This is a genomic window from Lactococcus sp. SK2-659, from assembly GCF_020218185.2.
GTDB classification, from domain to species: Bacteria; Bacillota; Bacilli; order Lactobacillales; family Streptococcaceae; genus Lactococcus; species Lactococcus lactis.
Window position 1 is genome coordinate 508838 of the sequence record NZ_JAIWQZ020000002.1, and the last position, 14500, is coordinate 523337.

Below are 14500 nucleotides of genomic sequence, written 5' to 3' on the forward strand. Positions count from 1 at the left end.
TTGATAAAATAAGTATAAAGCATAAAGGTGCCAAAATAAGGCACCTTTAAAAATAAAAGGAAAATGTTGATGAAAAAAGCAGAACGATTAAATCAAGAACTTATCTTTTTAGGAAATAAACAGGGATTTCAGCTCAAAGATTTGATGAAGGAATTTCAAATTTCCAAAAGAACAGCTCTGCGAGATGTTGAAGAATTAGAAGCAATGGGTCTGCCTTTTTACACTGAAAACGGGAGATATGGTGGCTATAAGCTGATTAATCAAGGTTTATGGACACCAGTGTATTTTAATGATGAAGAAATTGAAGCCATTTTCTTTGCCTTAGATGCCTTAAAATTATTATCAAGTACACCTTTTGAAAAATCTTATCGACATATTCGGCAAAAATTGTCAGCGACTTTACCTGAAAGTCAACAAGAATATATCAGCAAAATGCTAACAGTAGTCAATTTTTATGGAATTGCACCTGTCAGTAAAGTGACTGATTTAAAATTACTGATGACAGCAATTCTGTCAGAGAAAATTGTCAAAATGACTTATTCACAATATAAAATACAAGAAATTGAGCTTCAAATTTACGAAATATTTTATCGAAATGGCTTATGGATTTGCAGCGCTTATGATGTTAATCATGAAAAATGGGGAACTTATCGTTGTGATTATATGTTTAATGTCGAAATGATTGATGATGGACGTCAAACGAAAAAATTATCTGAATTAAAAAAAATACAAGAAATATATGAAAAAGAATATCATAATATTCCATTTCGCTGCAGGCTGACAGAATTTGGTAAAGAGCTATATCTCAAACATCATTATCCGAATATGCAACTAGAAGAAGTGGCAGGAATTCCTTATATTATCGGTGGTTATCATGCTGACGAGTTAGATTATATGACCCATTATCTCTGTTCTTACGGGAATCAGATGGTCATTGAAGAACCCCAAGAACTTATAGAAAGTTATGTAAAACAACTGACAGAAATGAAGGCGGTTTATCAAGAATAAGTCTGTCACAGGGGCAAAGACAGGTTCCTTAAATGTTTTTTTTCTGATATAATAGAAAAAAGTCCCTTCCATGGATAAATCAGCAAAAACAGAGATTCGTCATTTTTTAAATGAAACGAATAATCCTCAACAAATGAAAGAAAAAAATGAAATTTACAGACTTTAATTTTAAAGATTATATTAACCAAACGTTAGAGAATATCAAATTTGAAAAACCAACTGAAGTACAAGAAAAATTGATTCCAATTGTTCTCTCAGGCCGTGACTTGGTAGGGGAATCAAAAACTGGTTCAGGAAAAACACACACTTTTTTACTCCCAATTTTCCAAAAAATTGATACTGATCTTGATGAAGTGCAAGCAGTCATTACGGCTCCTTCACGTGAATTAGCTACTCAAATTTACAAAGCAGCTCAAGAATTTACAAAAGTTAATGACAAGCTTCGTGTTTCAAACTTTGTCGGTGGGACTGATAAGGCCCGTCAAATCAAAAAATTGGAATCATCACAACCACATGTCGTAATTGGAACACCAGGTCGAATCCATGACTTAATCAAATCTAATGCTTTAATTGTGCATACTGCTAATACTTTTGTTGTCGATGAAGCGGATATGACACTTGACATGGGATTTTTGGCAGATGTTGACCAAATTGCTTCAAGTTTTGGTAAACGCGTGCAAATGCTCGTTTTCTCAGCAACTATTCCTCAAAAACTTCAACCATTTTTGAAAAAATATTTGCATAATCCTGTCATGCAAAAAATCGCCAATAAGACAGTAATTTCAGATACGATTGAAAATTGGCTTGTTTCTACCAAAGGAAGTTCTCATAACCAACTTTTGCTCCAATTGACAAAAGCAACGAATCCTTACATGGCAATGATTTTTGCCAATACCAAAGGTCGTGTTGATGACATTCATCATTTCTTGACAAGTAACGGACTTAAAGTTGCAAAAATTCATGGTGATGTACCACCACGTGAACGTAAACGTATCATGAATTCAATTAAAAATTTAGATTATCAATATGTTGTGGCAACCGATATTGCTGCGCGTGGAATTGATATTGAAGGTGTATCACACATTATCAATGATGAAATTCCAAAAGATTTAACTTTCTTTGTTCACCGAGTGGGTCGTTCTGGCCGTAATGGATTACAAGGAACAGCCATTACACTCTATAGTCCTTCTGATGATTCAAGTATTCGTGAGATTGAAAAAATGGGTGTTACATTCCAACCAAAAGCTATTAAAGATGGTGAAATTGTTGATTCTTATGACCGTGATCGTCGTGAAAAACGGACGAAAAAACAAGATGAAATTTCAACAAAAACCATTGGTGCCCTAAAAAAAGGTAAAAAACACGTTAAACCAGGTTACAAACGTGCAATTAAATGGCAAATTGAAGAAGATAACAAGAAAAAACGCCGTGCTGAGCGTAATAAAAATGCCCGTAAAACACGTGATTCTCGTAAACAAAGTTTCTAATTAATGAAAAAATTTTTTAAGATTATAGGCGCTTTTGTCGGTCTAATTCTTTTGATTTCAGTAATTTGTCTTGCTTTGATTCTCAGCAAATCTACTGACAGAACTGCTGAAAACTCCACAGACATTAAAACAATTTTAGTCCTTGGCTCACGAATAAATCAAAATAAAAAACCAGCCAAGATTACTCAAGAGCGGCTAGATGCAGCACTTTTGCTTGCTAAGAATAATCCGCAAACCAAAATTATTGTGTCTGGAGCAAAAGGAGCTGACGAGCCTGTTAGTGAAGCTTTTAGTATGAAAAATTATCTGATAACTCATCACATTAGTGCTGACAGAATTATTAGTGAAGATAAGGCGGGTGATACCGCGGAAAATATCGCTTATTCCAAAAAATATTTTGATGGAAAAACGGTGATTGTCACTAGCGATTTTCATCTTTACCGAGCCTTGTATCTAGCAAAACAAGAAGGTGTAAAAGTAGAAGGCTTTGCTACAAAGACAAAAGTCAATAATCTTCTTTATTATCCTAATTATTATGGTCATGAAATTCTTGGCTTAATCTATGCTTTCGTTTTTGGAAAAGGCTAAGAAAATTTCAATTATAATAAGGATAAAAGCTGTCAGTAATTTTTACTGACAGCTTTGCTAAAATTTGGCAAATCCTTTCAAACAATGATTCTGTCAGTAAATTTTTTAAAGAATTTGTGGCGGAGCTAAATATTTCCAAATACGGAGAGTAAAAAATGATGTTTCTACCCGAACAAATCAGTAAACTTAACGAGCTTGAAACGCTAGTTTTTGATTTTATCATTAAATCACCTGAAGAAGTCCAACAAATGACGATTCGTGATTTAGCAAGTCAAGCCCATGTTTCAACTTCGACAATTGTCCGACTATGTACAAAACTTGGTTTTGAAGGTTGGTCTGATTTAAAATTTTACCTCAAAAATCAACTCAAAGAAAAAACACCAGAAGAGCAACATTATGATAATATGCTTGAATTCAACATGTTTTTACGTCGAATGAATACAGATAATTATCAGGCAAAACTCAATAATGCTGCACAAATGATTGCTAAAGCTGATTATACCGTGTTTTTAGGCTTAGGAACATCTGGTTCCTTAAGTGAGTATGCCACTAAATATTTTGTAAATACTGGATTACGAAGCTTCGTTATCTCTGACCCGTTTCAAGCTGTTCAAGTTCAGGGAATGGGAAATGTTGTGGCAGTAATCATGTCTGTGTCAGGTGAAACAGAACAAGTTGTTAATAAAGAATTGGAGTTTAAAGCGGGCGGAGCAAAAATTATTTCGATTACAAATAATGAAGATTGCACCGTTGCTAAACTTGCTGATTACCAACTCTCGTACAATCTTGTTAACGAATGGTCCAAACAGTATCCTTTAGGGAATTTGACCACGCAACTCCCAGTACTAGCTATTTTAGAAATTTTAGCTCATAAATCAATTGATTATCATCTTAAAAAATAATAAATTTGTTCCAAAAAGAGAAACAAATATTTCAAAAAGCTACTATTTGATAGTAGCTTTTTTATTTTATGACACAAAAGTCGGTTAAAGCTTGCTGTAAAGCGAAAAATAAACTAATTAGCAAATTATATAAAGCACTTTCAAAAAATAGATAACGCTTGCATTATGAAAATGAAAACGTTATAATTATTTTTATAAAGAACGTTAAATTATAAAACGTTAAGAATAAGGAGAAATAATTATGGCAGATAAAGTTATTGCACTTGCATGTGCAGCCGGTATGTCAACATCACTTTTGGTATCAAAAATGCAAAAAGCAGCAGCAGATAACGGGAAAGATTACGAAATTTTCGCAAAATCAACAGCGGACATTGATAACATGCTTGCCGGAACAGGCTCACCAAAACCTGACGTTCTTCTTTTAGGCCCACAAGTTGCCTTCATGAAAGGTGAAGTTGCTAAAAAAGCTGAAATCGCTGGTGTGCCAATGGACGTTATCAAAATGCAAGATTATGGAATGATGCGCGGAGATAAAGTTCTTGCAGCAGCTGAAAACTTGATGAATTAAGGTTTGAAAATTTCAAACTTGTGAAAGAGCGAAAGCTCTTTTACTATGTAAAAATCTAAGCAAAGAGAAATGGGAAGATAAGAAATGACTGATAAATACGAGAATCCAACAAGTGATGACTACATGGGTGTTGTAATGGGCATTATCATGAGTGGAGGAAATGCCAAAGGTTTAGCCTTCCAAGCCATTCAACAAGCCAAAGCTGGTGAATTTGCCGAAGCTGAAAGTTCATTAAACGAAGCGAGTGAACAACTTCGTGAAGCACATGACGTTCAGACTGACCTTTTGACACGTTTAGCTCAAGGCGAAAAAATTGGTTGGAATCTTTACATGGTTCATGCTCAAGACCACTTAATGAATGCGATTACCTTTAAAGACCTTGCTGTAGAAGTTGTCGGTCAAGAACAACGCCTGCAAGCACTTGAAAACAAATAATATAGCTCCTAGCTTATTAGAAAAGCAAGATTAAAAGTTGCGGAGACGCAACTTTTTTCTAACCAAAAAGTTTAAAGAAGAAAGGAGAGAATGATGAGTTTTTTTGGAAATGTTGACTTTCAAAAATTAACCTACACGGAAAGAACTTGTTATAGTTATTTACGAGATAATGTTGATAAAATTCCTTATATGCGAGTCCGTGATATTGCTCTGGAAGCACATGTTGGAACTTCTAGCGTCATGCGCCTCATTCATAAAATGGGTTATGATTCATATACAGATTTTAAAGAGTACATTATTGATAAAAAAGAATTGGAAAAAGGAAGCTCAAATACGGCAATTCCCTTTTCACTAGATATTTTCTCTAACGATATTGAACAACGTTTGGATAATCTGGCACATCGAGTCATTGAAAGTGACAATATCATTTTTACAGGAGTAGGTTCCAGCGGTTTAATTTGTGATTATGCGGCCAGAAGATTAGCGGGAGTTGGAATTAATACCTTTTCATTTAGTGATGTGACTTATCCAATTGCTTCAAAATTACAAAATACCACCAACACTTTAGTAATTGCTTTATCCATCTCTGGGGAAACGAATGAAATCATTGAAGTACTGACCAGTCTGCGCTCTAATAAAGATGTCTATATTTCATGTATCACACCAAAATTGAATTCAAGTATTGCTGAACTGAGCGATTTTGTCCTTACTTATCGAATTAATGAACACCGAATCAATACGCATTATGATTTGACGAGTCAATTACCAACAGTTTATTTGACCGAGCGTTTAACAGATTTGGTTTATCAATTATCAAATTAAAAAGCCAAATTGGCTTTTTTATCTACTCGACCGTTCCTAATCATTTGATAGATAAAATAAAAAAAATTAAATTGAGATAACAAATATAATTTGCAAGGCTAATTTTCGCAACCTTAAAGGAAACTTATATGACAATTTTGGCACATTAGTCTTCACGAGTGGTACAGAACCAAAGTTTTGGAAAAACAAGAAACCGCTTTCTTTCTTTTGCTCTTTAGTGTTATAATGAAAATGTAAAAAAGATGAACGTGAAACCAGTTCATCAAAAAAAAGTAAAGGAGACTGTTCAACCATGAACAATTTTATTCAAAACAAAATCATGCCTCCAATGATGAAATTTTTGAATACCCGTGCAGTCACGGCAATCAAAAATGGTATGATTTATCCTATTCCATTTATCATTATTGGTTCAGTATTCTTGATTCTTGGTCAATTGCCATTCCAAGCAGGCCAAGACTTCATGAACAAAATCAAATTGGGCCCACTCTTTTTACAAATTAATAATGCTTCATTTGGTATTATGGCCTTGCTTGCCGTATTCGGTATTGCTTACGCGTGGGTTCGCGATGCAGGTTATGAAGGAGTTCCTGCTGGTTTAACTGGTATTATCGTTCACATCTTGTTGCAACCAGACACAATTCATCAAGTAACATCTGTTACTGACCCAACTAAAGTTTCAACTGCTTATCAAGTAGGAGGAGTAATTGACCGAGCTTGGTTAGGTGGGAAAGGGATGGTTCTTTCAATCATCGTCGGACTCTTAGTCGGTTGGATTTACACTGGCTTTATGCGTCGTAACATCACAATTAAAATGCCAGAACAAGTTCCAGAAAACGTTGCGGCATCATTCACTTCACTTGTTCCTGCAGGAGCAATCATTGCCTTAGCTGGTGTTGTTCACGGAATTACAACAATCGGATTCAACACAACTTTCATTGAATTAGTTTATAAATGGATTCAAACTCCATTACAACAGGTAACTGATGGTCCTGTCGGCGTCTTCGTTATTGCCTTTATGCCAGTATTTATCTGGTGGTTCGGTGTTCACGGAGCGACAATCATCGGTGGGATTATGGGACCATTGCTTCAAGCCAACTCTGCTGACAATGCTGCCCTCTATAAAGCAGGACATCTCAGTCTTTCAAACGGAGCCCACATCGTTACACAATCATTCATGGACCAATACTTGACAGTTACTGGTTCTGGTTTGACCATTGGTTTGGTTATCTTCCTCTTAGTGAGTGCAAAATCAGTTCAAGGTAAAACTTTAGGACGTATGGAAATTGGACCTGCAGTGTTCAATATTAATGAACCAATTCTCTTTGGTCTTCCTATTGTCTTAAATCCTATTCTTGCAATTCCATTTATCTTAGCACCATTGATTTCAGGAATCTTGACTTACTTAGTGATTTATCTAGGAATCATTCCACCATTTAACGGAGCTTATGTTCCATGGACAACACCTGCAGTCCTTTCAGGATACCTTGTAGGTGGCTGGCAAGGTATGGTTTGGCAAGTTATTATTCTTGCATTGACATCACTTCTCTACTGGCCATTTGCCAAAGCTTATGACAATATTCTTCTTAAAGAAGAAGCTGAAACAGAAGCTGAAATTAATGCTGCTGAATAATAGCAAATTTTAGATGAGCTCAAGAATTCTTGAGCTTATCTTATTAAAAATGTTAATTCTAAAAATTTAAAAGGAGAAATTATGACTTTAAAAAAAGACTTCCTCTGGGGAGGAGCAGTTGCTGCACATCAACTTGAAGGAGGATGGAATGCCGGCGGAAAGGGAGTTTCTGTTGCTGATGTCATGACAGCAGGGAGCAATGGAGTAGAGAGAAAAATCACAGATGGGGTAATTGAGGGAGAAAATTATCCGAACCATGAAGCTATTGATTTTTATCATCGCTACAAAGAAGATATTGCACTCTTTGATGAATTGGGATTAAATTGTTTTAGAACTTCCATTGCATGGACTCGTATTTTTCCAAATGGAGATGAAGCAGAACCTAATGAAGAAGGATTGCAATTCTATGATGATTTATTTGATGAGTGTTTAAAACATGGGATTGAACCTGTAATTACTCTTTCTCACTTTGAACTTCCTTATCACTTAGTGACAGAATATGGAGGCTTTCGTAATCGTAAACTCATTGATTTCTTTGTCCATTTTTCAGAAGTCGTAATGAATCGTTATAAAGATAAAGTTAAATATTGGATGACTTTCAATGAAATCAACAACCAAGCAAACTATTTGCGTGATTTTGCACCATTTACTAACTCTGGTTTAAAATTCCCAGAAGGAGCAAGCGAAAAAGAACGTGAAGAAATGATGTATCAAGCGGCTCATTATGAGTTGGTTGCTTCTGCCAAAGTTGTCGCTCTGGGACATAAAATCAATCCAGATTTCCAAATTGGATGTATGATTGCCATGTGTCCGATTTATCCTGCAACTTGTAAACCAGAAGATATGATGGCTTCAACCGTTGCTATGCAACGTCGCTATTGGTTTGCAGATGTTCATGTTCGCGGACATTACCCAAGCTATTTAAAAGCTTATTTTGACCGTAAGGAATTTAAACTTGATATTCTTGATGATGATTTGAAAGCATTGGAAGAAGGAAAAGTAGATTATATTGGTTTTTCTTACTACATGAGTTTTGCAATTAAAGACCATGGTAAAGCTCCTACTTTTGATTACAATGAAGATAAGGATTTAGTCAAAAATGAATATGTGAAAGCTTCTGAATGGGGCTGGCAAATTGATCCTTTAGGATTACGTTATGCAATGAATTGGTTCTATGAACGTTATGAAAAACCACTCTTCATTGTTGAAAATGGTTTTGGAGCTGTAGATGAAGTTGAAGCTGATGGAAGTATTCACGACCCTTATCGAGTAGATTATTTAAAAGCTCATATAGAAGCAATGAAAGATGCTGTAGACTATGATGGAGTTGACTTAATGGGTTATACTCCGTGGGGCTTTATTGACCTTGTTTCTGCTGGGACAGGTGAGATGAAAAAACGCTATGGCGTCATATATGTAGATAAGGATAACGAAGGAAATGGGACATTAGAACGTTCGAAAAAAGACTCCTTTACTTGGTATCAAAAAGTTATCGCAACAAATGGTGAAGAACTTTAAAAATAAAAGACACGAAAGTGTCTTTTTATTTTTATTGGAATGTAAAGAAAACACTTCAAAAGCGAAAAAAGTAGTATAAAGGGTACAGTAATGTATTTTATTAATTTTTTCACGAGCTTAGTAGCCTTATATAGTAAAAATATCAGATTATAAGATATTTTATTGTAAAAAACGTTTCCAATATGAAAAGAACAAGGTATAAATTTCTAACTAACTTTTGACAAATTTGTTCATTTTGCTAAAATATCTTTACTGAGTAGTTCATGTGTAACAGAAGGGGGGTTATGCAAGCAAAATATCGGGGACAGCTTGTAGAAGTCTGGAAAATTTCGCATCGACCAATTCGTGAAACATGGGTTAGGCACGCTTTTGAACAAGAACGCCTTTCTTGGAATGAATGGAATAAAAACGTTTTAAATTTTGAGTCAATTTCGGGAGATTTGGCTTTAGTTGGCGATTTTTTGATTCAAAAAGACGGAAGAAGATTTCATGTTGTCAGCAGAGAAAATGTTCAGCGGGATTTGGTCTTTATCGATACTGAAGCAAATTATAAAATTGAAAATTAAAGGGTATGAGATTGCTTGGCTCAAGTTGTCATTTATTGATTTGTTATCAGTAAATGATTATTAAAGCCTATCAGTCTTGATTTAAATGATTTAACCGTAAGTAGAGTGAGCTCATGCTTGCCATAAATTTATTTTTCCGCTATAATAGTTAATGTTGTGGCGGCGTAGTGAAGTGGTAACACATGGCTCTGCAAAAGCTTAATCGTCGGTTCAAATCCGACCGTCGCCTTAATAAAAAAAGATACTTGCTTGGAAAAGCAAGTTTTTTTGTTTTAAATTACACCATTTTTTTAATAGAAATTTGCCTTTTTGATGTGCTTCGGTAATCATACTGACTGGTCTTTTGTGTTAAAATAGGAGCTATGAATATCGAGTCAAAAATTAAAGAGCTTACGGAAAAATTAAATCAGTATGCTTATGAATATTATACTTTAGATGAGCCTTCGGTAGAAGACAGTGAGTACGATCGACTCTATCAAGAATTGGTAAAATTGGAGGCTGAAAATCCACAACTTACTAGAGCGGATTCTCCAACGCACCGAACAGGTGGGGTTATTTTAGACGGATTTGTTAAATTTAGACACCCTTATAATCTCTATAGTTTAGGGGATGTTTTTTCGCGTGAAGAATTAGCAGTTTGGGAAGAACGAGTTCGCAAGGAAATTGCTAATCCAGAGTATATTTGTGAATTAAAAATTGATGGTCTTTCATTGTCTCTTTATTATGAAAATGGTTTGCTTATGACTGCAGCGACTCGGGGCGATGGAACAACGGGTGAAAATATCACAGAAAATGTGAAACGAATCAAAGATGTTCCTTTAAAGCTTAAAGAAGCAATTGATATTGTGGTACGTGGTGAAGCTTATCTTCCACGTAAGAATTTTGCTAAACTGAACAAAGAGCGTGAACTTGAAGGAGCGGCTCCTTTTGCTAATCCAAGAAATGCGGCAGCTGGAACTTTACGTCAACTTGATACAAAAATAGTTGCCAAACGTGGTCTTGCAACTTTCCTTTATCAAGAAGCAAGTCCAGCAACCAATGACACTCAAGAAGAAGTCTTAGAATATTTTGAAGAACTTGGTTTCCAAGTCAATCCTGAACGTAAATTTGCTCGAAATATGGATGAAATTTGGGAATTTATTGAAGAGGCTACCCGTCTGCGTGACGAATTGCCCTATGACATTGACGGGGTTGTTGTAAAAGTTAATAATCTTGCTGAGCAGGAGGAATTAGGTTTTACGGTTAAGGCACCGCGCTGGGCGATTGCTTACAAATTTCCAGCTGAACAAGCAGAAACAGAAATTTTGTCTGTTGACTGGACTGTCGGTCGGACAGGAGTTGTCACCCCAACAGCAAATATGACCCCGGTTCTTTTAGCACAGACAACGGTTGCTCGAGCAACTTTGCACAATGTGGACTATATTGAAGAAAAGGATATCCGTATTGGCGATCATGTCTTGATTTATAAGGCGGGGGATATTATTCCGAAGGTTGGGAAAGTACTTTTGGATAAACGGCCAGAAGGTCTTGAAGTCTTAGAAATTCCAACGAAATGTCCAGAGTGTGGTTCGGAGTTAATTCATTTTGAAGATGAAGTGGCTTTACGCTGTGTTAACCCCTTGTGTCCGGCGCAAATTCGGGAAAAACTAATTCATTTTGCTAGTCGTGATGCTATGAATATTGTGGGCTTAGGTCCGTCAGTCATTTCACAACTTTTTGATAAAAAATTGGTGGCTGATGTTGCTGATTTATATCAATTGACGATTGAAGATTTACTGACATTAGATAAGGTCAAAGAAACTTTGGCTCAAAAAATTGTGTCAGCAATTGCGCAGAGTCGTGAAAATTCGGCGGAAAAATTATTATTTGGTTTAGGAATTCGTCATGTTGGTGGTAAAGCGGCTAAATTACTTTTGGAACGTTTTGCTAATCTTCGAGCGCTTTCTAAAGCAACAGAAGAAGAAATTTCTGAAATTCCGTCTTTAGGTGGGGTCATTGCTACGGCTGTCGTTTCTTATTTTGAAACTGACGGAGCAAAAATTTTACTGGATGAACTTGAAAATGCTGGTTTAAATTTTGATTATTTAGGTGCTGTTAATGTTGAAGGAATATTATCGGGTAAGACAGTTGTCTTAACAGGTAAATTGACGACTTTGAAGCGCTCAGAAGCAAAAGAAAAATTGGAAGCGTTGGGAGCAAATGTTTCTGGTTCTGTTTCTAAGAAAACGGATTTGGTAGTCGCCGGAGAAGAAGCAGGTAGCAAACTGACAAAAGCTCAAGACTTAGGAATTGAAATCTGGTCAGAGCAAGATTTGCTTGATTTATAAACTAATTTGTATTGAATATTACTGACAGACTTTAGTGAGAGCGTAAACTTACTGACAGAAATTTGAACCTTGGTTCAATTGGTGGGGTCACTCTTTTGGGAGTTTGTCAGTAAATTATTTTTTAAGAATGGATGAGAGAAGGTTTCGGAGAAAATGATGAAGGCGAGATTGATTTACAATCCGACATCGGGTCAAGAAATTATAAAAAAACATATTGCAGATATTTTGGATAAATTAGAGCAATATGGTTATGAGGCCAGTGCTTATCAAACCACAGCAGAACAAGATTCCGCAAAAAAAGAGGCGGCAAGAGCAACAGAAGCTGGCTTTGATTTAATCATTGCGGCGGGTGGTGATGGTACTATTAATGAAGTTGTAGCTGGAATTTCTCCTTTTGAGAAACGTCCTCAATTAGCTATTGTTCCAACGGGAACGACAAACGACTTCGCTAGGGCTTTAAAAATTCCAAGAGGAAAACCACTTGAAGCGATTGAAATTATTGGTAAAAATCAGATTCTAAATATTGATGTCGGTCATGCTGTAATCAGAGAAACACAAGATGAACAGTATTTTATTAATATCGCTGCTGGGGGCGGTTTGACAGAACTCACTTACAGTGTTCCCAGTCATTTAAAAACGGCTTTTGGTTATTTGGCCTATTTAGCAAAGGGTGCAGAACTTTTACCTCGTGTGCGTAAAGCACCGGTTCGTGTTGTTCATGATGAAGGCGTATTTGAGGGTGATATTTCAATGTTCTTTGCCGCTCTTACTAATTCAGTTGGTGGCTTTGAAAAGATTGCACCTGATGCTAAATTAGATGATGGACTCTTCACACTGATTTTGGTGAAAACAGATAATCTATTTGAACTCATTGCTTTACTTGCGATTGTAGCTAATGGAAAACATTTGGATGATGTTAATTTGGAATACATTAAAACAAGTAAAATAGAAATTGAAGCCTTAGGCGGTCAAAAAATTCTTCTTAATTTAGATGGAGAATATGGTGGAGATGCTCCAGTTCAATTTGATAATCTCAAAGGTCATTTGGATATGTATGTAAACCTTGATGAAATCAACGATGACCATTACCTTGGAGACGAAGAAACCTTGGCATTAGAAGCAGTTGCGCAAAAATTTGCCGAAGAAGCCAATAAAATTAAAGACGAAGATGAAGAAGATTAAAAAGTTACTGACAGATCTGTCAGTAACTTTTTCTGTCAGTAAAATACGACGGCTCGGAGCATTTTAGTTGAGGCTAAGAGAATTGTCAGCTACATTAATAATTCTGTCAGTAAAATGTGCAACTTGTACAATTAATTTAGGCAAATCACTGATTGAAAATAGAAAACGTTTACAGTAGAATAATATTAAAGAACAAATGTTATTAGAGGAGAAAAAATGACAACACTCAGTTTAGACAAAATCTACAAAAAATATCCCAATGCGACGCAATACGCAGTTGAAGATTTCAACATTGATATCAAAGATAAAGAATTCATTGTATTCGTTGGTCCTTCAGGTTGTGGTAAATCAACAACATTGCGAATGGTCGCTGGTCTTGAAGATATTACCGAAGGCGAATTTAAAATTGACGGTAAAATCATGAATGATGTCGCACCAAAAGATCGTGATATTGCCATGGTTTTCCAAAACTATGCGCTTTATCCACATATGACCGTTTTTGATAACATGGCCTTTGGTTTGAAACTTCGTAAGTTCAAAAAAGATGAAATTAAACGTCGTGTTGAAGAAGCTGGAACAATTCTTGGTCTTTCTGATTTACTTGACCGTAAACCTGCTGACTTATCAGGTGGGCAACGTCAACGGGTAGCAATGGGACGTGCGATTGTTCGTGACGCCAAGGTTTTCCTCATGGATGAACCTTTGTCAAACTTGGATGCTAAACTTCGTGTTTCAATGCGTACAGAAATTGCAAAAATTCACCGTCGAATTGGAGCGACAACAATCTATGTAACCCATGACCAAACTGAAGCGATGACTCTTGCTGACCGTATTGTTATTATGTCATCATCACCAAACTCTGATAAAACAGGGACAGTTGGTCGTGTTGAACAAATCGGAACACCACAAGAGCTTTATAATGAACCTGCTAATAAATTTGTTGCCGGTTTTATCGGTAGTCCTGCGATGAACTTCTTTAATGTCAAAGTTGCTTCTGGAAAATTAACAAATAATGAAGGTTTGAATATGGACCTTCCAGAAGGAAAAGCAAAATTGCTTAAAGAACAAGGGTATGAAGGAAAAGAAGTGATTCTTGGAATTCGTCCAGAAGACATTCAAGCAAGCAATTTGGCACAACAAGCCTATCCAAATCAAACAATTGAAGCTGAAGTTGTCGTTTCTGAACTTCTTGGAGCAGAAACTATGCTTTATCTTAGAGCTGGTTCAACTGAATTTGTTTCTCGTGTTGAAGCGCGTGATTTCCGCAATCCAGGAGAAAAAATTACAGTGGCTTTGAACCTAAACAAATCACATTTCTTTGATGCTCAAACTGAACATCGCATCATTGATTAAAATTTACGCCCTCTTATCTCTAAAGATTCTGTCATTAATTGATAGAATCTTTTTTAGTTTGTAAGTGAAAAAATTACTGATAGGTCTTGTAAATAGAGGCTTTTCAACGATAAT

13 protein-coding genes and 1 tRNA gene are annotated in these 14500 nt (G+C 35.9%); all 14 read left to right on the forward strand.

The window, feature by feature from the left end:
• Nucleotides 1-69 precede the first annotated feature (69 nt).
• The 14 genes from LDP15_RS09650 to LDP15_RS09715 all read left to right on the forward strand — a co-directional run bounded on the left by LDP15_RS09650 (nt 70) and on the right by LDP15_RS09715 (nt 14386).
• Nucleotides 70-1008: a YafY family protein gene (locus LDP15_RS09650; RefSeq protein ID WP_136122401.1), complete on the forward strand. Its 939-nt coding sequence runs from the start codon at nt 70-72 to the stop codon at nt 1006-1008.
• 146 nt (nt 1009-1154) lie between these two features.
• A complete protein-coding gene (locus LDP15_RS09655; protein WP_003131558.1) occupies nt 1155-2495 on the forward strand; it encodes a DEAD/DEAH box helicase in 1341 nt (446 codons plus the stop codon).
• Between the two features lie 3 nt (nt 2496-2498).
• Nucleotides 2499-3083 carry a YdcF family protein gene (locus LDP15_RS09660; protein ID WP_015425858.1) on the forward strand — a complete coding sequence of 195 codons (585 nt, stop codon included), beginning with the start codon at nt 2499-2501 and terminating at the stop codon, nt 3081-3083.
• A 155-nt stretch (nt 3084-3238) separates the two neighbouring features.
• Complete coding sequence (locus LDP15_RS09665) at nt 3239-3985, forward strand: MurR/RpiR family transcriptional regulator (RefSeq protein ID WP_010905323.1); 747 nt, start codon at nt 3239-3241, stop codon at nt 3983-3985.
• A 241-nt stretch (nt 3986-4226) separates the two neighbouring features.
• Nucleotides 4227-4553, forward strand: a complete 327-nt coding sequence (locus tag LDP15_RS09670) for a PTS sugar transporter subunit IIB (protein WP_003131553.1) — start codon at nt 4227-4229, stop codon at nt 4551-4553.
• Between the two features lie 84 nt (nt 4554-4637).
• On the forward strand, nt 4638-4988 hold the full coding sequence (locus LDP15_RS09675) for a PTS lactose/cellobiose transporter subunit IIA (RefSeq protein WP_003131552.1): 351 nt from the start codon (nt 4638-4640) through the stop codon (nt 4986-4988).
• A gap of 90 nt (nt 4989-5078) precedes the next feature.
• Nucleotides 5079-5810 (forward strand): MurR/RpiR family transcriptional regulator, encoded by a 732-nt coding sequence (locus tag LDP15_RS09680; protein ID WP_012897241.1) that lies wholly within the window; start codon nt 5079-5081, stop codon nt 5808-5810.
• A gap of 292 nt (nt 5811-6102) precedes the next feature.
• Nucleotides 6103-7440: a PTS sugar transporter subunit IIC gene (locus LDP15_RS09685; RefSeq protein WP_225513393.1), complete on the forward strand. Its 1338-nt coding sequence runs from the start codon at nt 6103-6105 to the stop codon at nt 7438-7440.
• Between the two features lie 81 nt (nt 7441-7521).
• The gene (locus LDP15_RS09690) at nt 7522-8958 is read left to right on the forward strand and encodes a 6-phospho-beta-glucosidase (protein ID WP_015425859.1); all 1437 of its coding nucleotides are present in this window, start codon (nt 7522-7524) and stop codon (nt 8956-8958) included.
• Nucleotides 8959-9242: 284 nt separating this feature from the next.
• On the forward strand, nt 9243-9524 hold the full coding sequence (locus LDP15_RS09695; RefSeq protein ID WP_015425860.1) for a hypothetical protein: 282 nt from the start codon (nt 9243-9245) through the stop codon (nt 9522-9524).
• 158 nt (nt 9525-9682) lie between these two features.
• Nucleotides 9683-9753, forward strand: a tRNA-Cys gene (locus LDP15_RS09700).
• Between the two features lie 133 nt (nt 9754-9886).
• Nucleotides 9887-11851 (forward strand): NAD-dependent DNA ligase LigA, encoded by a 1965-nt coding sequence (gene ligA, locus LDP15_RS09705; RefSeq protein WP_015425861.1) that lies wholly within the window; start codon nt 9887-9889, stop codon nt 11849-11851.
• A gap of 153 nt (nt 11852-12004) precedes the next feature.
• Entirely contained in the window at nt 12005-13033 is a 1029-nt protein-coding gene (locus tag LDP15_RS09710; protein WP_012897243.1) for a diacylglycerol kinase family lipid kinase, read from the forward strand.
• A 216-nt stretch (nt 13034-13249) separates the two neighbouring features.
• Entirely contained in the window at nt 13250-14386 is a 1137-nt protein-coding gene (locus LDP15_RS09715) for an ABC transporter ATP-binding protein (RefSeq protein ID WP_003131545.1), read from the forward strand.
• The last annotated feature ends 114 nt before the right edge of the window (nt 14387-14500 follow it).

Bases quoted from the DNA above. Each gene is read 5' to 3' on its own strand.
- LDP15_RS09660 (WP_015425858.1), top strand. From the start codon at position 2,499: ATGAAAAAATTTTTTAAGATTATAGGCGCTTTTGTCGGTCTAATTCTT.
- LDP15_RS09650 (WP_136122401.1), top strand. From the start codon at position 70: ATGAAAAAAGCAGAACGATTAAATCAAGAACTTATCTTTTTAGGAAAT.
- ligA (WP_015425861.1), top strand. From the start codon at position 9,887: ATGAATATCGAGTCAAAAATTAAAGAGCTTACGGAAAAATTAAATCAG.
- LDP15_RS09670 (WP_003131553.1), top strand. From the start codon at position 4,227: ATGGCAGATAAAGTTATTGCACTTGCATGTGCAGCCGGTATGTCAACA.
- LDP15_RS09675 (WP_003131552.1), top strand. From the start codon at position 4,638: ATGACTGATAAATACGAGAATCCAACAAGTGATGACTACATGGGTGTT.
- LDP15_RS09710 (WP_012897243.1), top strand. From the start codon at position 12,005: ATGATGAAGGCGAGATTGATTTACAATCCGACATCGGGTCAAGAAATT.
- LDP15_RS09690 (WP_015425859.1), top strand. From the start codon at position 7,522: ATGACTTTAAAAAAAGACTTCCTCTGGGGAGGAGCAGTTGCTGCACAT.
- LDP15_RS09715 (WP_003131545.1), top strand. From the start codon at position 13,250: ATGACAACACTCAGTTTAGACAAAATCTACAAAAAATATCCCAATGCG.
- LDP15_RS09695 (WP_015425860.1), top strand. From the start codon at position 9,243: ATGCAAGCAAAATATCGGGGACAGCTTGTAGAAGTCTGGAAAATTTCG.
- LDP15_RS09685 (WP_225513393.1), top strand. From the start codon at position 6,103: ATGAACAATTTTATTCAAAACAAAATCATGCCTCCAATGATGAAATTT.
- LDP15_RS09665 (WP_010905323.1), top strand. From the start codon at position 3,239: ATGATGTTTCTACCCGAACAAATCAGTAAACTTAACGAGCTTGAAACG.
- LDP15_RS09655 (WP_003131558.1), top strand. From the start codon at position 1,155: ATGAAATTTACAGACTTTAATTTTAAAGATTATATTAACCAAACGTTA.
- LDP15_RS09680 (WP_012897241.1), top strand. From the start codon at position 5,079: ATGATGAGTTTTTTTGGAAATGTTGACTTTCAAAAATTAACCTACACG.